At 37.5% G+C, this 23,050-nt stretch carries 22 protein-coding genes and 1 pseudogene; 10 read left to right on the top strand and 13 right to left on the bottom strand.

Annotated features, from left to right (window positions below):
• Positions 1 to 8: 8 nt before the first annotated feature.
• The 7 genes from I7H67_RS13785 to I7H67_RS13755 form a co-directional block, all read right to left on the bottom strand.
• Positions 9 to 389 (bottom strand): GtrA family protein, encoded by a 381-nt coding sequence (locus I7H67_RS13785; protein ID WP_005307623.1) that lies wholly within the window; start codon positions 387 to 389, stop codon positions 9 to 11.
• A complete protein-coding gene (locus I7H67_RS13780; protein WP_005307620.1) occupies positions 389 to 1,369 on the bottom strand; it encodes a glycosyltransferase family 2 protein in 981 nt (326 codons plus the stop codon). Before I7H67_RS13780 ends, I7H67_RS13785 begins: the two co-directional genes overlap by 1 nt.
• On the bottom strand, positions 1,366 to 2,160 hold the full coding sequence (locus tag I7H67_RS13775) for a ChbG/HpnK family deacetylase (protein WP_198308108.1): 795 nt from the start codon (positions 2,158 to 2,160) through the stop codon (positions 1,366 to 1,368). The genes I7H67_RS13780 and I7H67_RS13775 overlap by 4 nt, the downstream gene beginning before the upstream one ends.
• Before the next feature lie 259 nt (positions 2,161 to 2,419).
• Positions 2,420 to 3,511, bottom strand: coding sequence for an ABC transporter permease (locus tag I7H67_RS13770; protein ID WP_198308107.1), 1,092 nt, complete (start codon positions 3,509 to 3,511; stop codon positions 2,420 to 2,422).
• The gene (locus tag I7H67_RS13765; RefSeq protein WP_198308106.1) at positions 3,511 to 4,638 is read right to left on the bottom strand and encodes an ABC transporter permease; all 1,128 of its coding nucleotides are present in this window, start codon (positions 4,636 to 4,638) and stop codon (positions 3,511 to 3,513) included. Before I7H67_RS13765 ends, I7H67_RS13770 begins: the two co-directional genes overlap by 1 nt.
• Positions 4,639 to 4,641: 3 nt before the next feature.
• Positions 4,642 to 5,763, bottom strand: coding sequence for an HlyD family secretion protein (locus I7H67_RS13760; protein WP_192833968.1), 1,122 nt, complete (start codon positions 5,761 to 5,763; stop codon positions 4,642 to 4,644).
• A 12-nt stretch (positions 5,764 to 5,775) separates the two neighbouring features.
• A complete protein-coding gene (locus tag I7H67_RS13755; protein ID WP_198308105.1) occupies positions 5,776 to 7,263 on the bottom strand; it encodes a TolC family protein in 1,488 nt (495 codons plus the stop codon).
• A 385-nt stretch (positions 7,264 to 7,648) separates the two neighbouring features.
• Here I7H67_RS13755 and serC point away from each other — a divergent pair, with 385 nt between their 5' ends.
• Positions 7,649 to 8,728: a 3-phosphoserine/phosphohydroxythreonine transaminase gene (gene serC / locus I7H67_RS13750; protein WP_005307603.1), complete on the top strand. Its 1,080-nt coding sequence runs from the start codon at positions 7,649 to 7,651 to the stop codon at positions 8,726 to 8,728.
• Positions 8,729 to 8,787: 59 nt separating this feature from the next.
• On the opposite strand, the gene I7H67_RS13745 is transcribed toward serC, so the two are convergent.
• Positions 8,788 to 8,934, bottom strand: a complete 147-nt coding sequence (locus I7H67_RS13745; protein WP_004790612.1) for a hypothetical protein — start codon at positions 8,932 to 8,934, stop codon at positions 8,788 to 8,790.
• A gap of 33 nt (positions 8,935 to 8,967) precedes the next feature.
• Entirely contained in the window at positions 8,968 to 9,909 is a 942-nt protein-coding gene (locus I7H67_RS13740) for a hypothetical protein (protein WP_004790613.1), read from the bottom strand.
• Between the two features lie 245 nt (positions 9,910 to 10,154).
• Here I7H67_RS13740 and I7H67_RS13735 point away from each other — a divergent pair, with 245 nt between their 5' ends.
• Positions 10,155 to 10,643, top strand: coding sequence for a YaiI/YqxD family protein (locus I7H67_RS13735; RefSeq protein ID WP_014207405.1), 489 nt, complete (start codon positions 10,155 to 10,157; stop codon positions 10,641 to 10,643).
• A 7-nt stretch (positions 10,644 to 10,650) separates the two neighbouring features.
• Positions 10,651 to 11,559: a DMT family transporter gene (locus I7H67_RS13730; RefSeq protein WP_005307596.1), complete on the top strand. Its 909-nt coding sequence runs from the start codon at positions 10,651 to 10,653 to the stop codon at positions 11,557 to 11,559.
• Between the two features lie 29 nt (positions 11,560 to 11,588).
• Here the strand turns inward: I7H67_RS13730 and I7H67_RS19720 are convergent.
• A pseudogene (locus tag I7H67_RS19720) lies at positions 11,589 to 11,669 on the bottom strand (PilZ domain-containing protein); the annotation flags it as partial.
• A gap of 149 nt (positions 11,670 to 11,818) precedes the next feature.
• Between I7H67_RS19720 and I7H67_RS13725 the strand changes: the two are divergent.
• The 3 genes from I7H67_RS13725 (at position 11,819) to I7H67_RS13715 (ending at position 16,249) form a co-directional block, all read left to right on the top strand.
• Positions 11,819 to 13,054, top strand: a complete 1,236-nt coding sequence (locus I7H67_RS13725) for a lipoprotein-releasing ABC transporter permease subunit (RefSeq protein ID WP_004790618.1) — start codon at positions 11,819 to 11,821, stop codon at positions 13,052 to 13,054.
• Positions 13,047 to 13,733 carry a lipoprotein-releasing ABC transporter ATP-binding protein LolD gene (lolD, locus tag I7H67_RS13720; RefSeq protein ID WP_005307591.1) on the top strand — a complete coding sequence of 229 codons (687 nt, stop codon included), beginning with the start codon at positions 13,047 to 13,049 and terminating at the stop codon, positions 13,731 to 13,733. Before I7H67_RS13725 ends, lolD begins: the two co-directional genes overlap by 8 nt.
• An 83-nt stretch (positions 13,734 to 13,816) precedes the next feature.
• A complete protein-coding gene (locus tag I7H67_RS13715; protein WP_198308104.1) occupies positions 13,817 to 16,249 on the top strand; it encodes a DNA internalization-related competence protein ComEC/Rec2 in 2,433 nt (810 codons plus the stop codon).
• On the opposite strand, the gene I7H67_RS13710 is transcribed toward I7H67_RS13715, so the two are convergent.
• Positions 16,202 to 17,185, bottom strand: a complete 984-nt coding sequence (locus I7H67_RS13710) for a lysophospholipid acyltransferase family protein (protein ID WP_198308103.1) — start codon at positions 17,183 to 17,185, stop codon at positions 16,202 to 16,204. The genes I7H67_RS13715 and I7H67_RS13710 overlap by 48 nt on opposite strands.
• A gap of 133 nt (positions 17,186 to 17,318) precedes the next feature.
• Between I7H67_RS13710 and sppA the strand changes: the two genes are divergently transcribed.
• Together sppA and I7H67_RS13700 are read left to right on the top strand one after the other, a co-directional pair.
• Positions 17,319 to 18,335 carry a signal peptide peptidase SppA gene (sppA, locus tag I7H67_RS13705; RefSeq protein ID WP_004790623.1) on the top strand — a complete coding sequence of 339 codons (1,017 nt, stop codon included), beginning with the start codon at positions 17,319 to 17,321 and terminating at the stop codon, positions 18,333 to 18,335.
• 21 nt (positions 18,336 to 18,356) lie between these two features.
• On the top strand, positions 18,357 to 19,166 hold the full coding sequence (locus I7H67_RS13700) for an alpha/beta fold hydrolase (protein WP_198308102.1): 810 nt from the start codon (positions 18,357 to 18,359) through the stop codon (positions 19,164 to 19,166).
• Between the two features lie 67 nt (positions 19,167 to 19,233).
• On the opposite strand, the gene purN is transcribed toward I7H67_RS13700, so the two are convergent.
• Positions 19,234 to 19,863: a phosphoribosylglycinamide formyltransferase gene (gene purN, locus I7H67_RS13695; RefSeq protein ID WP_042898538.1), complete on the bottom strand. Its 630-nt coding sequence runs from the start codon at positions 19,861 to 19,863 to the stop codon at positions 19,234 to 19,236.
• Positions 19,860 to 20,930 (bottom strand): phosphoribosylformylglycinamidine cyclo-ligase, encoded by a 1,071-nt coding sequence (gene purM, locus I7H67_RS13690; RefSeq protein ID WP_005307576.1) that lies wholly within the window; start codon positions 20,928 to 20,930, stop codon positions 19,860 to 19,862. Before purM ends, purN begins: the two co-directional genes overlap by 4 nt.
• 135 nt (positions 20,931 to 21,065) lie before the next feature.
• On the opposite strand from purM, the gene cxpE reads away from it, so the two are divergent.
• The gene (cxpE, locus tag I7H67_RS13685) at positions 21,066 to 22,259 is read left to right on the top strand and encodes a chloramphenicol efflux transporter CxpE (protein WP_004790632.1); all 1,194 of its coding nucleotides are present in this window, start codon (positions 21,066 to 21,068) and stop codon (positions 22,257 to 22,259) included.
• Between the two features lie 20 nt (positions 22,260 to 22,279).
• Complete coding sequence (gene hda, locus I7H67_RS13680; RefSeq protein WP_198308101.1) at positions 22,280 to 22,978, top strand: DnaA regulatory inactivator Hda; 699 nt, start codon at positions 22,280 to 22,282, stop codon at positions 22,976 to 22,978.
• Positions 22,979 to 23,050: the final 72 nt, after the last annotated feature.

The raw sequence follows: 23,050 nt of genomic DNA, 5'->3' as shown, positions 1-23,050 counted from the left end.
CATAATCCTTAATGTTGAAATGCAAAAAAACGGTTAAGCAAGAAAGTCACAATTGAAGTCAGGACAATAGCTACACAAACCAATGTTGAAACAGGGGCGCTGAAGTAAAGATTAGAAAGCAAGAGAAAACTCTCATTGAATAAAAAACCTAATCCAGCAACTAACGTAAATTTGGGTAGTGTGTGTCGATGAGAAATATGCTGGGCTTTAAAAGTAAAAATACGATGCCCAAAATAGCTCACCCAATAGGCAAGTAGAAAGGCGACTAAATTTGCATACTGCAATGCAATGTTTCGTTTAAACAAGAGCATGACAATACTGTAGTGTGTAAGTGCCGCCGCGGCCCCAGTCGTGGTAAACCGCGCGAGCTGAAAAATATGTGCAAACATTAGAAACTAGAGAACGTATTTTCTGAGTGAGTGATTGGGTGTTCTTGCTTAATACGAGAATGTTCGGTTGAAACAATATATTTTGGTCGATTTTTAACTTCTGCATAAATTCGGCCAATGTATTCACCTAAAATTCCAATGAATAACAATTGAATGCCACCTAATAGCGTCATGCCTGCCGCAAGAGTTGCCCAACCCGGTACAGAAATTCCTTCAATCAGGGTTTTAATAATGATCCAGACACCGTAACTCATAGCGCCTAAAGCCAATAGGGCACCTAGATAAATACAAATGCGTAAAGGTAAATCTGAAAACCCAGTTAAACCAGACATTGCCAGATTGAATAATGACTTTACGTTAAAACTAGAACGACCATGTTGACGATCTTGCTCTGAGAAATTGATTCCGATACTTTTAAAACCGACCCATGCATAAAGGCCTTTCATATAACGATTTTTTTCTGGTAGTTGTTTAATTGCTTCAACAACTTTTGCGTCAAGAAGTCTGAAATCACCTGCATTTTCAGGAATATCAATAGGTGAGCTTAAATTTAAAATACGGTAGTAACCTTGGGTTAGAGTCCGTTTTAGCCATGATTCAGTAGTACGATTACGAATGCCATAAACCATGTCATAACCATTTTTCCAAAGGTTAATCATGGTCGGAATTGCTTCAAAAGGATGTTGAAAGTCAGCATCAATCAGTAGCGCAACTTCACCATTTACATGGTCTAAACCTGCGCTTAAAGCAGCTTCCTTACCAAAATTTCGTGATAATTCCAGCACAACTAAAGGATAATCTTCGATCATCGTTTGTAAGATCGGAATAGTATCGTCTTTGCTGCCATCATCGACCACAATAATTTCATAGCTAAGATTTTGTTGCTTTAGGCTGTTTGCTAAAGCTGGAATAAATGTCTTTAAATTCTCTGCTTCGTTATAAGCGGGAACAACGCAGGATAAAAAAGGTTTTGTGCTCATTGCATTGCCCCTAGTCTGGTAAGTTGGATGCCATTTTTTTGGCAATCAAGAGGGAACTGATCAGAAGAAAAATATTGGTATTCTTGGATACGTGCATGCTGGATTGGATCTTGCTCACTTGGTGTAGAAAGTGAGGGATGGCACATAATAAGTAAGTGGTCTTTTGCTTGAGCAAGCCAATATTGATTCAGTTCGGCATAATCAGTTTGTTTAAAGTCATAGATACCAGCGAAATATTCATTTTGGCTAAACTGGTAGCTTTGGCATGCCTTTGCTAAGGCATTTGAGCCAAGTGCAGAAAGCATATGAGTTTTAAAACGATAATGGGGTAGATAAATTGGATGTTGTAAATTACGTATCCAACCAGTGAAATTTTTCTCTTTTAAAAGCTGTAGCAAAATATCCCGTATAAACGGAAATTGATGAACATGTTGGTGTCCATCAATAAAATCGGGTTGCTTTCCCATGACTGAAACAAAAGCATCCCATTGTTCTTCAATACATTGGGTAATTAATTCACGGTTAAGATTTGATGACCATGCGCGAAACATAAGTGCAGGTAATGAGAAGACTGTATTACCTGAAGTAAACGCATGAGTAAAATTTAAGTGGAGACCAATATCAATTTGATTCGAGAAAGGTTTGAGTTTGGCAGCAGCTGTTTCCCAGAGTTCAGATTGAGTCATACATGAGGTCGCTTGAAGAGCCCCTTTTTCAATTAACTGAATAATTGCATGAGATATCTCTGCATTCATTGCAAAGTCATCTGCGCAATAACATACCTTTGCCATATCAAATTCCGTCATAGAGCAGGGTAGCAGAGTTACCCTTTTAGGCTGCTGAAAAACTAAACAGTTTTACTATGGAGAAATTTTCTTAATTTCAACTTAAAGTTTTTTTAAGGTTTTATGACAATTGTTACCAATTAATAATTTGAATTTATTAGTTTTTTTATATTTTTATGGTCAATGGTTTTTAAGGAATGACTTTTAACTATCAGATTTTATAGTAAATAAAAATATAATTTATGCTCCAAGTTTAGAAAACTCTTCACTTGGAGGTTTTTAAGCGTGAATATGCCCAGATTAAAAAAATAAGACCGATTGTCGCAAGAAAAATCAGTTTTGGTACAACTGTGGCTAAAGGAACACCCATCTGGTTAAGTTGCACAAACATTTGTACCCCATGTGTTGATGGTAAACACCACGCAAACCATTGTAACCATTCGGGCATTGCTTGATGTGGCCATGCCGCACCAGTTAATAAGAATAAGGGTACAGAGCTAAACACAATAATATGTCCGGCACGTTCTGGCATATCTAAAAGTGAGCCAATCAACATGCCTAATCCAATCACACAACTAATGAAAATAGGAACAGCAACGAGTAAACCTGTGAAGTTTCCACCGTGTGGATAGTCGTTGAACCACAACGTAAAACCAAAAAGATAAAAACTACTTAAACAACCAATGGTAAATATACTTGCGAAAATTCCAGCGAAGCGAACAGCTGTAATTTTTTGGTGTTGCTCACGGTAGCTTGCAATCAGCATCGCTAAACCTAACACAATGGTTTGATGGATAATTAAAGATGCAACAGCCGGAAAAATATAACTTCCATAGCCTGAAAGGGGGTTAAATAAAGGAACCTGATGAATAGAAAGCGCGGGTTGGAAATGAGTGCGCTCTCCAAATTTTTCGACATATTCTTTTAAGGTCGCTTCGATGGATGTAGCTAAGCCTAAACCAATTTCTTTAGTTTTTAAAAAGTTGGTTGTACTTAAATATAAGCCAATTCCGCCAGTTTCTCCACGACGTAAGCTTTGCGTTAGGTTACTTGGTAAAAGTAAAATACCATCTGCTTTTTGCTCGCGAACCATTTGTTCTGCTTGTAAGAAATTGCTTGTAACAGTAACAATATGAACATGCGGACTATTTGCACTTTGACCGATTAATTGAGACGTTAGGAGGCTTTGTTCTTCATCAACAATGACAATAGGAATTGATTCTGCCCGCTCAGCTTTATAGGCGGTAGGGTAAAAAAAACTATAAAGAATGACCGATAAAATCAGAGTCGTGAAAACTGAACTATTCCCTACAATATCTTTAAAAGTTTGCAAATATGCATTTAAAAACTCTTTCATTATGCTGCTCCCTGAATTAGTTTTTTAAGAAGCAGACAACTTAAGAAGAAATAAATAAGGCAATAACCCATAAGTATTAAAAAAGGAATCATTGAAATAAAAACTGGACTTCCAATGACCCATTGTTCAGTTTGCAGCTTGGCATAAGGGGTATAGGGAATAATGAGTGACCAAAATTTAGTAAAAATCGGTGCATTATTCAAAGGCAGGGTAACGCCTGCAAAACTTAACGATGACCCACCATAAACAGCGATAAAGCCAAAAGTTTTGCTTAAATTTTTGGTTGCTAAAATCACTGTGCTGCTAATCAAAGCATAGGCAAAATAAAGTAGGAATTGTGCGCATAGCAATAAACTAAGAGAACCCGCTACAAACCAGCCTCGGATTTCGACTAGCCAAAACATCCATAACCATGTCCAGAAACAAAAAATAAGGCTATAGAGCAAATTTTTAGCCAATAAACCTTGAATAAAACTTTCTCGGTTAACCCACTGGGTTAATGTGCCACGTTTCAGTTCTTGTCCAATCGCAAAGGCAACACAACAACAGAGTAATAGATGTAATACGGCTGGAACCATGAAGGGTTCTAAATAAAACTCATAGCTCATGCTTGGGTTATAAAGCGTTGAGATTTTGACATGAGCGGTAGGAACATCTAAATAGGGGATATTATTTGCGAGATAACTCTGGCCTGCGTAGTCTGCTAAAGCATTGAGGGTACTGATCAACATTGCTGAAGAAATTGTATTCCCGACACTAAAAAAAGACTGGTTAAATGCAATGCTGATTTGAGCATCTTGCGCTTTCACAAAGCGTTTTTCAGCGCCGTCTGGAATGAAAACATAGCCCCATATTTGGGTTTCATTGAGTAGTTGTTCCGCTTCTGTGGAGCTTGCCGTAACTGTTTTAATCTCTACCGTATGATTTAACGAAAGATACTTTTCAATATTACGGCTAAGTTCACTTTGGTCCTGATCAATAATCGCAATCGGTAAGTGTTCAGCTTTACCTGCGTAGAACATGCTGCTAAACATAAAAATGATAAAAGCGGGGATGAGTGTCACCATACACAAATCCCATTTGTTGCTTTTTAGATAGTTTAGTTCACGTAATATACTGGCAAACATGCTTTATTTTTCTTCTTTAATTTTAAATAGAACACTCATCCCAACTTTTAAATCTTGCACTGGACGCTCAGGCACAAGATGCAGTTTAAAGCTGCGAATATCATAGCCTCCAGTTTGGCGAGTCGTTTTTATGGTGGCAAATTCACCTTCAGCATCTATATTTTTAATTTTAAAATTCACATTCTGATTAAGTGCTGGAATGAATCCTTCAAGGGTTTTATTTTTATAAACAGAGGCATATTGATTTTCACCCACGTTTAAGCTTACCCATAAATCATCATCTTCTAAAATGCTGACAACAGGTACACCCATAGCGACTAACTCAGAAGGTTTGCCATAAGTTTTTGAAACTGTACCTGAAATAGGGGACAGTAAACGTGTTTCTTCCTCTAGTGCTTTTGCTTCACCTACAGCTGCTTTTGCAATTTCAACCTGTGCATCTGCTGTAGATTTTTGTTGGCTCGTACTGCCACGTTTTGCACGAGCATATTGTTGATAAGAAGCTTCACTTAATTCTTGAGCAGAAGTTTGTGCTGCGAGCATTTCATCTCGTCTTTGACGCGAAATGACACCTTGTCTATATAAATTTTCACCACGTTGGTAAGTGGTTTTTGCAAGGTTTGCTTGTGCTTTTGTGCTTTGCCAGTTGGCATAAAGTGTATCGATATTCTCTTGTTGAGAACCACGATCTACCGTAGATTGAAATGCTAAAGCAGATTGTAAGGTAGCCAAAGCTTGTTGCTTTTTAGCTTCTATTTCCGGGCTAACTAAACGAACAAGTGGCTGGCCTTTGGAAATTTTCTGGCCTTCTTGTACATAAATTTCTTCAATACGACTCGGAACTTTTGTGCTTACGTGAATAGTTTCGGCTTCAACTCGGCCTTGTAGTTCAATAGGCTTTGGCTGATAACTTTTCCACAAACCAAAAATAATTAAACCTAATAGGGCAATAATAATTACACCAATAATCAGTTTAATTTTTGAATTTTTAGGTGGTTTGGAGTCACTTTTATTTGTGCTTGATTCTTGCTGATCACTAACTTGATCATCTTTTTGAACTGGGTTGGTTTCTGCTGTATCCGCAACAGGAGCATCTTGTTCTGAATGAGCTGAGTCTTGATTCATTTTATACTCCCCTTAACGAATATAGTCGGTATGTGGTTGATTAACGTATGCTTTAAACTCATCAATTGAGCCGTGACTTTGTAGTAAAGTCGCGAGTGACATGACATATTTATAAGCATTTAAAGCCATTTCAGTTTTTAACGCGCTTAATGCATTTTGTGCATCAATTACTTGGGTTGCTGTACCCATTCCTTCACGGAAAGAAAGTTCTTGGATACGTAGGTTTTCTTGAGCGGCATTTACGTTTCTTTGTAAGAGCTGATGACTTTGTTGAGCAGAGTTAAGTTCGTTATATGACTTATTCAAAAGAGCTTCAATCTCTTGTTTAGTTCGCTCAGTCATGAGTTCAGAGGCATAGCGCTTCAATTCGGCAGCGTGAATATTCTTATTTTTATCTACACCTGAAAATAGGTTGTATTTTGCCATTACACCGACAATCCAGTTTTCATTTTTATCGAGAGCATATTCACCAAAAGCAAAAAGACTTGGTTTTTTTGCAGCTTCCTGAGCTTGAATATTTACATTAGCCAGTTGAGTATCCATCTGCATTTTTTGTACAAGGCTAGATTTTTGTGAATAACTGCTTAAAAGTGATTCTAGAGACTGGCTTGGGGTGTTATTTACAAATAGTGGCGTACTTAAATCTATATTGTTTTGTTGATGTAAAAGATTATTAAGACTAAAGCGACTGGCATTTAAGTTGGCTTGAGTATTTTGTAAAGTACGTTCTGCATTATTACGCGCGACTTCAAATTGCATGCGTTGCCCTTTACTAATAAATCCCTGTTGTTCGAGTTTTAGGGCATTGCTGTAATGTTTCTGCATCGCATTAAAGTTAAATAAGCTACTTGTGACCAGTTGCTGCTGTAATTGAACATTAAAGTAACTTTGTACCACTTCAAACCGCTGTATATCTTGTTGTTGCTGGCTTGAAAGCTCCGAACGCTGTGCTTGAATATTTGCTAGTTTTTTTGCACTGCTAGTTAAGCCGCCTGTATAGAGTGGCATAACGACCGAAATAGAAGGGCGTACTACCTGATCTTCAATGGTCAGATTCGCATAATCTGGAAATCGGTTTATACCGTCATGTATGGTTTGATTGGCGCCTTCTTGAACTTGTCCCAGCACATCCGATGGAATGACATTGTTCCACTGTGAAAGCTTGTCATTGAGTCCTTGACTTAAATCATTCTCAAGTTTTTGTTTAAAAGAGCCAAGAGGTACATCTGTTTCACTATGAAAAGCATATGCTCTCACATTTAAATCAACTCGAGGTAATCCGAGGCCCTTTACTGCTTCAGCTTCTAATTGAGATGCTTGCTGTAATGCTTGGTTGGCTTGAGTACTATATGAACTTTTCAAAGCTTGTTGTTCTGCTTCTGCATAACTTAAGCTTTGGGCATATAAATGATTAGTGAAAAAAAAGCCTAAAGCCAAAGCAAGATGTTTAGGTTTAAATGAAAAGGGAAAAATAGACTGTCTATATCGATGTGCTGGCATTTTAAATAACAATTTCTGGCATCCCTTATAGTTTAAATTTCTTGTTATTAAATTCAATTATCATATTGTTTATTATACATTTGTATAAAAACATTTTGATTTTAGCTCCTTTAATTATTGAATTTACTAAGCCAATATTTTTTCTAATATCTATCAAGGTATGTGAAATTATAATCACAAGTCAAGTTGATCTTTTTGCTTAAAAATCTTTTTAAACTTGGAAGGCAGTAATTAAAAGTAAGTAAATAACGGCACTAGTAATTGAAAAAATAAACTTAAATACAGTCCAGCATTGAAATATTTACTTGAGAAGCTGCTGCAAGCTTAAGCAATCTGTGGTTAAATGCCATTTTTATTGTGTTTGACTTTATACAAGGGAAAAATCATGCGCGCGTACAATTTCTGTGCTGGTCCTGCTGCATTACCTACTGCCGTTTTAGAAAAAGCTCAACAAGAATTGTTGGATTGGCAAGGTAAAGGTCTATCCATCATGGAAATGAGTCATCGTAGTGCTGACTATGTTGCTGTGGCTGAAAAAGCTGAAGCAGATTTACGCAAGCTAATGAATATTCCAGAAAACTATAAAGTACTGTTTTTACAAGGCGGTGCGTCATTACAATTTTCTGCGATTCCTTTAAACCTTTTAGGTAAGAACAGTAAAGCTGATTATATTGATACGGGCATCTGGTCTGAAAAAGCATTAAAAGAAGCAAAACGTTATGGCGACATTAATGTTGTAAATGCTGGTATTAAAGTAGATGGTAAGTTCGCAATTTCTGAACAAAGCGAATGGAATTTATCTGACGATGCAGCCTATGTACATTATGCGGATAATGAAACGATTGGTGGCTTACAGTTCGCAGGAATTCCTGATGTAAAAGCTCCACTCGTTTGTGACTATTCATCAAGTATTTTATCTGCTCCATTAGATGTGACCAAGTTTGGTTTAATCTATGCTGGCGCACAAAAAAATATTGGTCCTGCTGGTTTAACAATTGTCATTATTCGTGATGACTTACTTGATCAAGCTAAACCAGAAATTCCAAGCATTTTAAAATATGGTGATCAAGCGAAAAATGGTTCTATGGTAAATACGCCATCGACTTACGCTTGGTACTTGTCTGGTTTAGTATTTGAATGGTTACTAGAGCAGGGTGGGGTAGATGCTATCCATAAAGTTAACCTTGAAAAAGCTCAGTTGTTATATGGTTATATCGATTCAAGCGATTTCTACAATAACCCGATTGCAATTCCGAACCGTTCAATTATGAATGTACCTTTTACCTTGGCAGATGAAGCTTTAGACAAGCAATTCTTAAAAGAAGCTGAAGCAAACCATTTGTTGAATTTAGCTGGACACCGTTCTGTAGGTGGTATGCGTGCAAGTATTTATAATGCTGTACCATTAGAAGGCGTACAGGCTTTAATTAGCTTTATGGATGATTTTGCAAAACGTAATGGTTAAGCAAATCAAATAAATAAAGCCCTCAAATGAGGGCTTTATTTTTGAATAAATTTTATAAACTAAAAAGGCACTAAACCAAGTTGGTGCATGAATATGGCAGCTAAAAACATACCCAATACAAAAAAGCAAAACGCACCAGTATCGACCTTTACGCGCAGGCTACTAGATTGAATGAGGCTGGTAGTTTGTTCGGGTATAATCTTCATTCAATAACCTAATTATTAAAATATTAGTGAAATTCAATTAGTTTCACCCTTTTTAGCACAAATAGTCGCCTGAATCCAGATATTACCGCGAATATATTCGCCAATATTAAAGTTTTTATACAAATCGTTTTTGGTCGCAATGCGCACTAATATGGCAGGAAGATCATCTTCTAAAACCAAAGTGACATCATAAAGGGTATATTCTGCCCCCATAAATGTCATAGAAGTTTTGCCAACAATATTACCTTGGAACCATGCTTCATCTTCTTGACCAAGATTTTCGCCATATAAATATGCGACCATTTTAGAAAAATCAACAGTTACAGGTTCTTGATCTTCTGGGGTTTTTGGCTGCCATTCATTAATGAGTTCCTGCAAATTTTCAGGAGCAATACCATTATGTTCAGTCAAAATTGCATTTAATGCACGATGATGTTTAATTGAAGCTGGGTCATCAACAACAATTTTCTCACCTGCTGGAACTGGTTCTAATTCATAAGCCCATGCATTAAATTGAACTTGATAGTTTTGATTTTTGTCATATTGACAAGCGTTAACGCTAAATAAATTATCAAATGCATAAACAGTTGTATTTTTATTTAGTCTTAAACTTAACACGGCTTGCGTTGCAGAGTCACAAGTAATGATACGTTCAATTTTTGCATTATATTGATATGGACTTTCAAAACTCGGAAAAGCTGTTTTGAGTGCTCGAGGCTTTTGGTTTTCAACAGCAATAATCTGGTTGATTGTAACTTTTTGGTTTTGCGGGCCTTGAATCAACCAAAAAGATTGATCCATATCTTCTTCATGTTCACATAAGCCCATTGGCATTACAGGTGCATCAAGTGCTAGTCCTAACCATTTTGGTACATCTGTTTCAGGATGGGACGTCAATAGATTCCAATGTTCGCCATGACTACCAAAATTTTGGTCATTTACTTTAATTACTTCTGGACTGTTTTGATTTTTCATAAGCACGATGCTGTTGGGTTCACATTACTTGTTATATTAAATCGAGGGTGTTTACTATTTTTCAAGTCATCATGTGTAAATTCTCTTGTAAAAGCACATATTTAGTTATTTTAAGAGAAATGCGGCTTCTATTTATAAATTAAAAGTAAGCTTCCTCTATAAAAACTTTAATGTTGAAATTAAAAATAAGTTTAATGTTTATTTCTACTCACCTTCGAAAAGCATCTGTTAGACTTAGATTTTTAGTGGAAATAGAGAATAACGTGCTGCCATTTAAGCTATGGGTAGACGCAGACGCCTTACCAAAAATTTTACGTGAAGTAATTTTGCGTGCATCAGATCGTTATCAATTAGAAGTTATTTTTGTTGCCAATCAAAATGTTGGGATTACACCTTCTGTTCGTATTAAGTCAATACAAGTTTTAAGTGGTGCAGATCAGGCCGATAAAGAAATAGTTGATCGTATGACTGAAAATGACATTGTCATTACGCAAGATATTCCACTGGCAGCTCAAGTGATCGAGAAAGGGGGCGTTGCTATTCATCCACGTGGTGAAGTCTATACAACTGCAAATGTTAAAGCACGGTTACATCTGCGTGATTTCATGGATACGCTTCGTGGTGCGGGTGTGCAAACTGGTGGACCACCGCCTATTTCCGAGCGAGATAAGCGTGAATTTTCAAGTTCATTAGATCAAACAATTTTAAAGCAAAAACGTAAAACAGCTAAGTGAGCATCACATGCCATCGCAAACCAATTTGGCTTTAACTTATGCCTTGTTAGTGTTCATTTGGGCAACCACTCCATTGGCTATTGTTTGGAGTGTGTCTGATTTACATCTGATGTGGGCACTGTTGTTACGCTTTTTTATTGCATTGCCTTTGGCAGTAATCATATTACTGATTTTAAGAACACCTTTTCCGACTCATCGACAAGCAGTTCACAGCTATATTGCTGGATCTTTTAGCTTAATTGGCTCCCAAATTTTTACTTATGCTGCAACCCAATATTTGAGTTCAGGCATGATTGCACTTATGTTTGGCTTAGCACCTATTATGGCAGGGCTTATTGGTCGGTTTGCATTTGGCCAGCAACTTTATAAGCTGCAATGGCTGGGCATGGCAATTGCTGTCAGTGGGTTAGCCATTATTTGTCTGAGCGGTGCAAATCAGCATGTGCATCCGTTTGGTATTGTCCTTATGCTGATCAGTGTGTTTGTTTATTCTTTTTCAATTTTCTGGGTTAAGAAAGTTAATGCGCAGATCCAGCCGATGGCTCAGGCAACAGGTTCTATTTTAGTGTCTTCTATTTTTGCTAGTTGTTTTATTCCATTTATTTGGCAATATGCACCGACACATTTACCAGAAGCTAAATCTTTATTTGCCTTAATTTATACGGTACTGATGGCTTCATTAGTCGCCATGTTTTGTTATTTCAAACTTATACAAAATATTCAGCCAACAACTTTATCTTTAACGACAGTAATTACACCAATGTTAGCGATGATGATTGGAGCTGCTTTAAATCATGAACAACTTTCGATTATGGTTTTTGTAGGAGCTTTAATCATCTTGTCTGGACTCTTTTTATATTTCTATAAAGACATTCAGGCAAACCGGAACTTTGCTCAACATATGAAGTCTAAATAGGAGAAGATTTGGGTAATTTGTTGAGCTTATTCATTAAATTGTTCTAATTCGTAGCGAAATGCATGATCAAATTGATCTCCTAACTTAAGTAGTAGAAAATAGCGCAGCAATATAATATTAGGATTGTTAAGGGAAGATCAGAACTTACTGATTTTTAAACCTTAATACAGCATCTAACGATATGGCCAAATAGTAAATGTGAATGTAATTTGACATTGGCATCTGCTATTTCCCATCAATCACCTTGGATTTAGAAGGTATGTTTAAACCAATCTCACTGTATATAGGGTTGAGATATACTCGCGCAAGACGCAGTAATCATTTTATTTCTTTTATTGCATTGGTTTCGATGGTCGGTTTGACACTAGGTGTCGCAGTGCTGATTACGGTACTTTCTGTAATGAACGGTTTCGATCGCGAATTGAAAAACCGTGTTTTGGGAATGGTGCCGCAAGCGACAGTTTCATCTACACAAATCCTTACGGATTGGCCTGAACTGGTAAAGCGAGTTGAACATCATCCACATGTAACTGGGGTTGCACCTTTTACCCAATTGCAAGGTATGTTAACCGCGCAAGGGCAAGTCGCTGGTATTATGGTGACGGGTATTGACCCAAAATATGAAAAAAATGTGTCTATCATTCAAAATCATATTGTTGCCGGGAGTCTAGATTCACTTAAAAAGGGTGAGTTTGGTATTGTGCTTGGTAAAGATATGGCTGATTCATTAGGCTTACGCCTAAATGACAGTGTGACATTGGTTTTACCTGAAGCAACACCATCTCCAGCCGGTGTTGTACCTCGTTTCAAGCGTTTTAAAGTGGTGGGTATTTTTAGTGTAGGCGCTGAAGTCGACTCTATGGTGGGTTATATCGCCCTATATGATGCGTCAACCTTATTACGCCTACCTGATGGTGCTCAAGGTGTTCGTTTAAAACTAGATGATATTTTTGCCGCGCCACAAGTTGCCGATGACTTGGTAAAAAGTTTACCAAGCAATTTCTATGCAACGAACTGGACCTATACGCATGGCAATCTGTTTAATGCCATTCAAATGGAAAAAACACTAGTTGGTTTATTGCTTGTACTTATCATTGTGGTTGCAGCATTTAATATTGTTTCGTCGTTAGTCATGGTTGTGACTGATAAAAAATCAGATATTGCCATTTTACGTACATTAGGCGCGTCGCCATCAATGATTACTAAAATCTTTATGGTGCAAGGTACCGTGATTGGTGTGATTGGAACAGTTGCTGGTACAGTTTTAGGTGTAATTTTAGCTTTAACCATTAGCGATATCATTTCATGGTTTAACAATGTGTTGGGCTTAAATCTATTCGATGCTTACTTCGTGCATTACCTTCCTTCTTATTTAAGATGGCAAGATGTGACGATTATCGTGATTGTTTCTTTACTTTTAAGCTTCTTGGCGACTATCTATCCGGCGCTTCGTGCTGCCAAAGTTCAACCTGCCGAGGCACTGCGCTATGAGTAAAATTGTTTTAGAAGCGAAAGAAATATATAAACATTTTGATGACGGTAAATCTAAAGTTGAAGTCATTAAAGGTCTTTCTTTACAAGTTGAAGCAGGGCAGTTTGTTTCAATTGTAGGTGCGAGTGGTTCAGGTAAAAGTACTTTGCTTCATGCGTTAGGTGGTCTAGAGCAACCAACACAGGGACAAGTATTTTTAAATGGTCAGCGTTTTGATAATTTAGGTGAAGCCGAACGTGGTTTTCAACGTAACAAATACCTTGGTTTTGTTTATCAATTCCACCACTTATTACCTGAGTTTTCTGCGCTTGAAAATGTGGCAATGCCTTTAATGCTTCGAGCAGACAGTCAATACAAATCGGTAAAAGCGCAAGCTGAATATTTACTAGATCGAGTGGGATTATCTCACCGTATGGATCATAAACCTGGTGAACTTTCAGGTGGTGAGCGCCAACGTGTTGCTTTGGCGCGTGCTTTAGTCACTAAACCTGCTGTAGTTTTAGCGGATGAACCAACCGGAAACCTAGACCGTAAAACAGCTGTTGGTATTTTCGAATTACTGACTGATCTTAAGAAAGAGCTCAATATGGCTATGCTCATTGTGACTCATGATGAGCAGTTGGCTCAGGCAGCAGATTCAATCTTGCATATGGAAGATGGTCTGTGGGTAAGCGGTTCTTAAAAAATTGTCATTAAATCACATTGTTAAAGCCCACTCAGTTGGGCTTTAATTTTGCCCCTAAAAAGATAACGATATGATTTTAAATGTTAAAGCTTATTTTAGTGGGGTGGATTGTAGGTATTGCATTTATGGGAATAGATATTCCTCTCATAACGCAATATGGTTGGATTGGTAAAGTTTTGCTCTTTATCTGCTTAATTTTTTATATTTTTAAGCGGCATCTTGTTGTTAATCGTCCCATATTAAAAGGAGTTTATTATTTAATCTGTGGTCTAAGCCTTTTTATTATAGGCCATCAGTATGCTCAGTATGCCTTAAATGAAAGACTACAACTACGGGAGATGCAACCTGAGTCTTTAGAGATTGTTGTCTATATAGACCGAATAAGTGAAGAAAAAGATAATAAGACACAGCAACTCGCTCAAGTTCTAGGGCGGTCATCTCATGCGGTGAATTGGTTGCTATATTTAAAAAATGAAAATGAGAGTGCATTAATCGAGGAGCCAAAATTACAATTAGGTCATTACTATCGAATTTCGGGTAAAACCAGACCAGCTCATAGTTATGCCGTATCAGGTGCTTTTGATCAAGAACAATGGTTCATTCAACGAAACATAATGTCAGGTTTCAGTGTTCGGCATATTGAACCTTTAAGCTCTAATGAAATTTATCGGTTGGGGTATCAAAATCACTTAAAACAGCAACAAAATTTTTTTACTAGACAACATTTAAATATAGAAAAACTCCGTCTAAAATTTAGATTAATGCTAAAAAAATCTCCATTTCAGAATAAAGGATTGCTATTAGCGCTTTTAACAGGGGATGAAAGTCTTTTAAATGAAGACATTAAAAATCAATTTAAACAGTTAGGAATTTCTCATTTATTGGCCATTTCAGGGCCTCATGTTCTCATTTTTGCAATCTTGTTATCTTGGGGATTACATCAATTAGTACGACGTTATTATCCTCAGCTTTATTTGTGGCAACCTAAGCAAATATGGGCAATGATTCCGTTATGTTTTGGGGTTCTGATTTATACAGCTTTTGTCGGCTTTGAAATTCCAGCCTTAAGAACTTTACTCTCAGTATTTTTATTTACCTTTTTATTGTTGGTCAAACTGCCAGTTAAGCCATTTACACTCTTGGTTTATAGCGCAAGTCTACTTTTACTTTTTGATCCATTTAGTGTTTTATCGGCAGGTTTTTGGCTCTCTTATGGTTCTTGCTTTATTTTATTACGCATTTATCAAACCATAGTACAGGTTCCAAATCTTGCCTCATTGAGTTTGCTATCTAGAATAATTCTTTTAGCTAAAACCCTAATTGAATCTCAGGGCAAAATATTTCTTGCTCTATGTCCTCTAATGTTGATTTTCTTTCAGCAGATTTCATGGGTAGCACCTCTTACAAATATTATTGCTGTTCCTCTGTTAGGAGGAGTTATTGTTCCTTTAAATATTTTCGCTGCTTGTGTGTGGCTTATTTTTAATTCACTTGGAAATGCGCTCTTTCAGCTTAATGATATTTTGCTCAGTATGGTGCTGACATGTTTTAGTCTTTTAGAGAAATTATCTCTGCCGTTGCAAGGTTTTAGTCTGACATCACTGGCTTTGATAGGCTTAAGCTGTGCCATTATTATTTTATTTTTACCGCGTGGTGTTTTACCAAAATCTTGGAGTCTTATATGTTGTTTACCCTTAATCATTCCGAATAAAACCTCACAGCAAATTCAATTAAATATTATAGACGTAGGCCAAGGACAAGCGATTTTTCTACAACATCCAGAGCAGACATGGTTAATTGATACGGGTGGTTCTTATGATGAGAAGGCTTTCAGTATTGGTCAAAATGTAGTAATTCCATATTTACGTCAGAAAGGTATTAAGCAACTAGATCATGTGGTGTTATCTCATCTTGACCAAGATCATAGTGGTGCATTTCCTTTTATCGCTCAGGCTTTTCCTATCAAACAAGTCATATCAAATCAGCTATGGGCAGAGCAGGTGAAAGAACCATTTACCTATTGTCATCAAGGGCAAAAATGGCAATATCCTCAGTTAGATATTGAGATACTTTGGCCTAAAGAAAATGATTTAAATTTAGTTCCTACTAACCAAAATGAATATTCTTGTGTCGTTTATATTCATTTAAAACAAGTACGGGGTTATCAGAATTATTTAATTATGGGGGATGCGGGATGGGAAGCAGAATATCAATTGATAAAAGAATATCCTGATTTAAAAGTAGATGTTTTGGTCTTAGGTCATCATGGTAGTAAGCATAGTTCAGCCTATGACTTCTTAGCGACGTTAAACCCCAAGCTTGTTATTGCTTCTGCCGGCTTTAATAACCGATATGGTCATCCAAGCAAAGAGGTTTTAGCGAGAATACAAGAACTTAATATTCCATTTAAAAGCACAGTTGAGCAAGGAACATTAAGTTTTGTATCTGAGAATCATCAAATGATTTTATACACTCGACGTTTCGAGCGTACTTGGCTTCACAGAAATTTGTGAAGCTTCTGCTTTAAGCTTATCCACAATTTGAAGAGCTTCAGCTGGATCAATATTATAAATATTATCTAAAGCAGGGTTTGCTTTAAAACGTTTATAGCTCCAGTGGTAATGTTCTGGATAACGATGGATGAGTTGTTCAATAGCCTGATGAATGACATAAGTTCCATCATCGGCACTGCCTTCGTAGATTTTCTCATCCATAGGTTCAACGTGCATTGTAAAACCGTCATATTCGTTACGAATCGCGTAAAGGAATAAAGCTTTTGCTTTAGTTTTTTGAATAAGCTTGGTACTTAAATTACTTGAGGCAAGGGGAACACCAAAATAATTGATCATACTGCCGCCGACGTTAGGCGTATGGTCAGGTAAAATTACGGTAGTTTCACCTTGTTTTAAGGCTTTAAAAATTTGTCTTACACCAGTTTCGTCAGTAGGAACCAAGTGAGCTTGTTCACGACTACGTGCTTCTCGAACAAAACGGTCTGCATCTTCATTTTTTACTGGCTTGTATAAAATTGTCATTGAAGTGAATTGTGAGCACCAAGCATTCAGGACTTCCCATGTACCAAAATGTGGAACAATCAAAACCACACCTTTTTTTGCTGCAAGTGCTTCGTGAAAGTAATGTTCACCTTCAATATGATGAATTCTTTCGATATTCTTACTATTTGATGAGCCCCAAATACTTAAAAATTCAAAGTATGAGGTGACTTCATTACGAATAGCTTGCTGCGTAATTTCTATTCGCTGCTGTGGCGTTAAATGTGGGAGGGCGATTTGTAGGTTTAGTTCTATACTTTTTGATGTTTTAGTAATTTTTAAAGTATTAATTAACCCTGCCAACATACGAGCAAGAAAACGTCCAAATTGAATTGGCTGGCGGCTAAAAGTTTTGAGTAGGTAGTAGTTCATGCTTTTTGTATCTAATTTGGTCATCTATCGCGGTAAAAAGGAAGCAATAATTAAAAAAAGATAAAATTATTATAAATGAAATCATATTATTTAGACAGTTTTTATCAAATCAACGTATATAATGACATCATTTTAGATTAATTTGGATTGGAATTTTATGTCCGATTGGCCACCAAAACCACAAAATGAACCTATAATCCCTAAACAAAATGGACCAGAATGGCAAATTCTTGAGAAGGCTGTACTTGCTTCAGTAGAGGAACAGCGCCGTAGTCGCCGTTGGGGAATCTTCTTTAAAACATTAACTTTTATTTATTTATTATTCATTATTGTACTCATGGGTAAAGGCTGTTCAACCAGCAAAGAAGGCTCTGCGGTGAGCAGCAGTAGTGCTCATTTGGCAGTAGTGGATATTATTGGAACTATTGATGCTTCAAGTAATCAATCAGTAAATAGTGAAGATACCAATAAAGCGCTTAAACGTGCTTTTGAAGCTTCAAATAGTAAAGCTATTGCACTTAATATTAACTCACCTGGCGGTTCTCCAGTTCAGTCTGATGAAATCTGGCAGGAAATTCGTTATTTGAAAAAACAGCATCCAGATAAAAAGGTTTACGCTGTGATTGGTGATATGGGCGCATCAGGTGCGTATTATATTGCGTCTGCTGCGGATGAGATTATTGTCAATCCGTCAAGTCTGGTCGGCTCAATTGGTGTGATCATGCCTAACTATGGGATTACTGGTTTAGCTCAGAAACTTGGCATTGAAGATCGGACTTTAACGGCAGGAACGAATAAAGACATTTTAAGTATGACAAAACCGATTGATCCTGTGCAAAAGCAACATATTCAATCTGTTCTTGATAATGTTCACACTCACTTTATCACTGCAGTTAAAGAAGGGCGTGGAAAGCGTTTGAAATCGAACGATCCAGCTATTTTTTCTGGTTTATTCTGGACTGGCGAACAAGCAATTCAGTTAGGTGTTGCTGACCGTTCAGGTAACATTACGAGCTTGATGCGTGAACTAAACCTTGATAATAAAGTTGACTACACAATTGAGCGCAACCCATTACAATCCATTTTAGGTCGTATGGGGGCACAAATTGGGCAAGGGGTAAGTGAATCTATTGCTCAAGAAGTGCAGACTCGTCAAAGCGCAAAATTACAATAAAATCTGTTTTAGGATAGCGGTATGTCAATGAAACCAGTTATACACTTTGCTCATGCGAATGGCGTGCCATCAAAAGTGTATCAAAAACTGTTTGACCAGTTAAAAGGGGAATATGACATTATTTATGTTCCTCTGATTGGTCCTGATAAACGTTATCCTGTGACTAACCATTGGCCTGCTTTGGTTGATCAGGTAGTTGACAGTATTGTGCGACAGGCGAAAGGACGTAAAGTGATTGGACTTGGCCATTCTCTTGGTTCGGTTTTAACGTTGATGGCATCTTTTCAGCGTCCTGAACTCTTTTCTCAAGTCATTATGTTAGATCCGCCTCTTATTTTAGGACGATATTCATTTGCATTTCACATGGCAAAGCTATTTCGTCCTAAATTGGTTGATGCGATGACTCCTGCAGGTCTATCTGCACGCCGTCGTGAACATTGGGACTCGAGAGAGCAGGCTGCTGAGTTACTACGTCCTAAAGGATTTTATAAAGATTTTGATGAAGATTGTTTTCAGGCTTATATTGATTATGCTTTGAAAGAAGATTCAGTCCGTGGCGGAGTTACTTTAACGATTTCTCGTGAGGATGAAGTTGCAATTTTCCGTAAGAATCCTTCTTGGTGGTGGCTGCCTATGCCAAAACCTAAGATGCCTGTGCATTTAGTTGTAGGTAAAGGAAGTGATTTCTTAAAAAGAGGCTTTCCTCAAATGGCAAAGCGAAAAATGGGAATTCCGTTTACTATGGTTGAGGGTGGGCATATGTTTCCTCTAGAACATCCAATTGATACAGTGAATTCTATAAAGAAATTGATTCATCATCAGCCAAATTAATTTTTAGACTTATAAAAAAGGACATGCTGGCATGTCCTTTTTTATTTTTGCTTTTGAGTAAAAAGTTTTACCAATTTGCAAAACGAATAGGGTGTTCAAGAACTTGATCACGGAAATAAGCTTGGCCATTTTTCCATGTAAGTTGACCGTTACATAACCACTCTGCTACTTGTGGGTAGATAAAGTGTTCAAGTGTATGCACTCGATTTGCTAATGAAGCGGCAGTATCATGTTCTTTAACTGAAATAGCAGATTGGGCAATTGATTGACCAGAATCCAGTTCCGCAGTTACAAAGTGTACGGTACAACCATGTAAACGATCACCTGTATTTAAAACACGTTGATGAGTGTTCACACCTTTATAAGCTGGAAGAAGTGAGGGATGTATGTTCAGCATTTTCCCTTGCCATTTGTTGACAAAGGTGGGAGTTAAAATACGCATGAAACCGGCTAAAATAACCACATCCACTTGCCAAGCCAAGAGCTGTTGATGCATTGCTTCATCAAACACTTCACGAGTTGGAAAGTCTTTATGAGAAATAACGGCCGTAGCAATATTGGCTTTTTGAGCACGCTCTAGGGCATAAGCATCTGCTTTATTAGACAGTACACCTACAATTTGCCCTGATAGATTTGCATCTATCAAGGCTTGTAAATTACTGCCGTTCCCAGAGACTAGAACAGCAATTTTTATCATGCAAAGATCACACGAATTTTTTCGTCTGCACCTTCCACTGATTCAGCATTTTCTTGGATGTGTCCAATTTTCCAAGCTTTTTCACCTTGAGCATTAAGCACTTCAATTGCTTTTTCTGCATCATTTGCATCAACAGCAATGACCATACCTACGCCACAGTTAAACGTACGGTACATTTCAAAGCGCTCTACATTGCCTTCGCGTTGTAGAAGTTGGAATAACTCAGACCATTCCCAAGAAGCTTCATCAATGACTGCTTGAGCACCATTTGGTAATACACGTGGTAAGTTACCAGGTAAACCGCCGCCAGTGATGTGTGCCATAGCATGCACATCAACTTGTTTGCAAAGTTCAAGAACTGGTTTTACATAGATACGTGTTGGTTCCATTGCAACATCTGCAAGAGGACGACCATCAATCACTTGAGTTAAATCAACGTTTTTAACGTCTAAAATTTTACGTAGTAATGAGTAACCATTCGAGTGAGCACCACTTGATGCAACACCGATAAGTACGTCACCAGACTTTACTTTAGAGCCATCAATAATTTTGCTTTGCTCAACAACACCAACAGCAAAACCAGCAAGATCGTAATCTTCGCCTTCATACATGCCTGGCATTTCTGCAGTTTCACCACCTACAAGTGCGCAACCTGCAAGCTCACAACCTTTACCAATACCAGTAACAACATTTGCAGCAACGTCAACATTTAAGTGACCAGTCGCGTAATAATCAAGGAAGAATAATGGTTCTGCACCACAAACTAAAAGGTCATTTACACACATAGCCACAAGATCTTGGCCGATTGTGTCATGACGATTAAGATTAAGTGCCAAACGTAATTTAGTTCCTACACCATCGGTTCCAGAAACTAAAACAGGCTCTTCATAACCTTTAGGAATTTTACATAGTGCACCAAAGCCACCAAGACCGCCCATTACTTCAGGACGACTTGTACGTTTAGCGACTGACTTGATACGATCGACCAGTGCGTCGCCCGCTTCAATGTCGACACCCGCATCTTTATAGCTTAAACCGGTATTTGGGGTAGAAGTTGAGTTGCTCATAAATGAAGTCTCCGCATTGGCGGCAGATTATAACCTGAATATACGAAACTCTTATGTTATTTATGCTCGAAAATGCTATCTTTAATAAAAATATTTTTTCATTTATAACGATTAAATCAAAAAAGGCTAGATTTTATGCAAGATCGTATACTGCGCCGTATTCTTTTACTCGCAGGTATTGTATTGCTGGTATGGGTATTGTACTTACTCAAGCCTGTAGTCATTCCTTTTATCGGTGCTTTTTTCCTGGCTTATTTATTCAGTCCACTCGTTGATGTTCTGGTAAAAATCAAACTGCCTCGCTGGTTAGCAATTAGCGTGGTGTTTATTGGAATCGGTGTAACACTGACTATTGCACTATGGTATTTGGTACCTCTGATCTGGAAACAATTGGTTTACGCCCGAGATAGCATTCCAGCAGGTATTCACTGGATTAATGCAGAACTATTACCGTGGGTTTCTTCGACATTTAATGTTCAGCAAATGGAAATTGATACTGATCAAATGTCCAAAGCTGTCATGGATTATGTTCAGACAAATTACAGTGCCGATAGTATTCAAGCTGTCTTATTAAAGCTTGCACAATCAGGTCTAAATTTTATTCAAATTGGTGGAACAGTTGTTCTAATTCCAATTATTGCTTTTTATTTTTTATTAGACTGGGACCGTATGCTACAAAACTTACGCCGTCTCATTCCACGCCCATATGAAGCAACTACTTTACAGATTGTTGGTGAATGCCATAGCGTTTTAGGAGCGTTTGTTAAAGGTCAGTTTCTCGTCATGCTCTTACTAGGCGTAGTATATGCAGTTGGTTTGCAGCTCATTGGTTTGGAAGTTGGTCTTATTATTGGTATGGTAGCTGGTCTTGCCAGTATTATTCCTTATTTAGGATTTGCCGTAGGTATTATTGCAGCTGTTATTGCCAGCTTGTTCCAGTTCGGTTTGGATTGGATGCATTTATTACTGGTTGGCGTAGTATTTATGATTGGCCAAGCGGTAGAGGGTTATATTCTTCAGCCATTCCTACTGGGTGATAAAATTGGTTTATCTCCTGTGGCAGTTGTTTTTGCCGTATTGGCAGGTGCACAGCTTGCAGGTTTCTTAGGAATGTTAATTGCATTGCCTGTTGCTGCTGTTATTGTAGTGTTGTTGAAGCATTTAAGAGAGAATTATGAAAGAAGCTCACTTTATGCTCCACCTTCTACATTAGTGATCCAACATGGCGATATTGAGCAAATTCATGTAGAAACCGAAAGCACTAAGCTTGATCTTGAAGTTAAAACACAGCAAGATACAGATGAACTGAAATCCCCTAACCAGAAATAATTTCAAGGTTAATTCAATATATGCGTCAACTCCAACTGGATATAGAACCTCAACTTGATGCCCGAATCAGTGATTTTTCGGGACCGAGTTGGGGGAATGTAGTCGATGCTGTGCGTCAACTACATGCTGGTCTGGTGAGTAGGTTTTATATCTACGGTGGAGCAGGGACAGGAAAGAGTCACTTACTTTCCGCAATTTGTGACTCTTATTTAGAAATAGGCAAATCTGCAATTAAAGTTTCTTTGCTTGAACTCCTTGATGCTCCTATCGAAGCAATTACTTCTTTAGAGCATTATGATCTTGTCGCTTTGGATGATATTGAATCAATTAGTGGTGTGCCTCATTGGCAAAAAGCTGTCTTCCATTTAATGAATAATCACGAAGGACAGCTAGTATTCTCTTCACGTGTAGCGCCTATCGAATTAAAGTTAGAATTGCCAGACTTACAGTCACGACTTACGCAAGCTGTTAGTGTTAAAGTGCCGAGTGGAAGCTTATATGCGGACCGTTATTCTTTGGTTATGTCTGTAATGTCTAGACGTGGTATCCATTTTGATCAGCAAATTGTTGACTACTTATTATTACATGGCCCTCATCAAGCTTCTCTTTTACTACAGACAGTTGCTCAGTTAGAAAAACTTCTCAAAGGCGAAAAAACAAAACTTTCGAATGCAACTTTAAGACAAATTTATGCTTTGATTGATGAATATCAACAATAGATATTCTTTAATTTTGTCTTATTGCCTCACCTGCGCACATGAAAAACTATTAAAAATAGTGTCTCGGACACA

The sequence above is a fragment of the Acinetobacter sp. ACIN00229 genome (assembly GCF_016106645.1).
Classification (GTDB): Bacteria; Pseudomonadota; Gammaproteobacteria; order Pseudomonadales; family Moraxellaceae; genus Acinetobacter; species Acinetobacter oleivorans.
The sequence above is the reverse complement of the archived record's forward strand: the minus strand, read 5'-3'. Positions and strand labels throughout refer to the sequence as shown.

Bases quoted from the DNA above. Each gene is read 5' to 3' on its own strand.
- I7H67_RS13755 (WP_198308105.1), bottom strand. From the start codon at position 7,263: ATGCCAGCACATCGATATAGACAGTCTATTTTTCCCTTTTCATTTAAA.
- serC (WP_005307603.1), top strand. From the start codon at position 7,649: ATGCGCGCGTACAATTTCTGTGCTGGTCCTGCTGCATTACCTACTGCC.
- lolD (WP_005307591.1), top strand. From the start codon at position 13,047: ATGAGTAAAATTGTTTTAGAAGCGAAAGAAATATATAAACATTTTGAT.
- I7H67_RS13700 (WP_198308102.1), top strand. From the start codon at position 18,357: ATGTCAATGAAACCAGTTATACACTTTGCTCATGCGAATGGCGTGCCA.
- I7H67_RS13785 (WP_005307623.1), bottom strand. From the start codon at position 389: ATGTTTGCACATATTTTTCAGCTCGCGCGGTTTACCACGACTGGGGCC.
- sppA (WP_004790623.1), top strand. From the start codon at position 17,319: ATGTCCGATTGGCCACCAAAACCACAAAATGAACCTATAATCCCTAAA.
- I7H67_RS13770 (WP_198308107.1), bottom strand. From the start codon at position 3,511: ATGAAAGAGTTTTTAAATGCATATTTGCAAACTTTTAAAGATATTGTA.
- purM (WP_005307576.1), bottom strand. From the start codon at position 20,930: ATGAGCAACTCAACTTCTACCCCAAATACCGGTTTAAGCTATAAAGAT.
- purN (WP_042898538.1), bottom strand. From the start codon at position 19,863: ATGATAAAAATTGCTGTTCTAGTCTCTGGGAACGGCAGTAATTTACAA.
- I7H67_RS13740 (WP_004790613.1), bottom strand. From the start codon at position 9,909: ATGAAAAATCAAAACAGTCCAGAAGTAATTAAAGTAAATGACCAAAAT.
- I7H67_RS13745 (WP_004790612.1), bottom strand. From the start codon at position 8,934: ATGAAGATTATACCCGAACAAACTACCAGCCTCATTCAATCTAGTAGC.
- cxpE (WP_004790632.1), top strand. From the start codon at position 21,066: ATGCAAGATCGTATACTGCGCCGTATTCTTTTACTCGCAGGTATTGTA.
- I7H67_RS13760 (WP_192833968.1), bottom strand. From the start codon at position 5,763: ATGAATCAAGACTCAGCTCATTCAGAACAAGATGCTCCTGTTGCGGAT.
- I7H67_RS13725 (WP_004790618.1), top strand. From the start codon at position 11,819: ATGTTTAAACCAATCTCACTGTATATAGGGTTGAGATATACTCGCGCA.
- hda (WP_198308101.1), top strand. From the start codon at position 22,280: ATGCGTCAACTCCAACTGGATATAGAACCTCAACTTGATGCCCGAATC.
- I7H67_RS13730 (WP_005307596.1), top strand. From the start codon at position 10,651: ATGCCATCGCAAACCAATTTGGCTTTAACTTATGCCTTGTTAGTGTTC.
- I7H67_RS13715 (WP_198308104.1), top strand. From the start codon at position 13,817: ATGTTAAAGCTTATTTTAGTGGGGTGGATTGTAGGTATTGCATTTATG.
- I7H67_RS13765 (WP_198308106.1), bottom strand. From the start codon at position 4,638: ATGTTTGCCAGTATATTACGTGAACTAAACTATCTAAAAAGCAACAAA.
- I7H67_RS13775 (WP_198308108.1), bottom strand. From the start codon at position 2,160: ATGGCAAAGGTATGTTATTGCGCAGATGACTTTGCAATGAATGCAGAG.
- I7H67_RS13710 (WP_198308103.1), bottom strand. From the start codon at position 17,185: ATGACCAAATTAGATACAAAAAGCATGAACTACTACCTACTCAAAACT.
- I7H67_RS13780 (WP_005307620.1), bottom strand. From the start codon at position 1,369: ATGAGCACAAAACCTTTTTTATCCTGCGTTGTTCCCGCTTATAACGAA.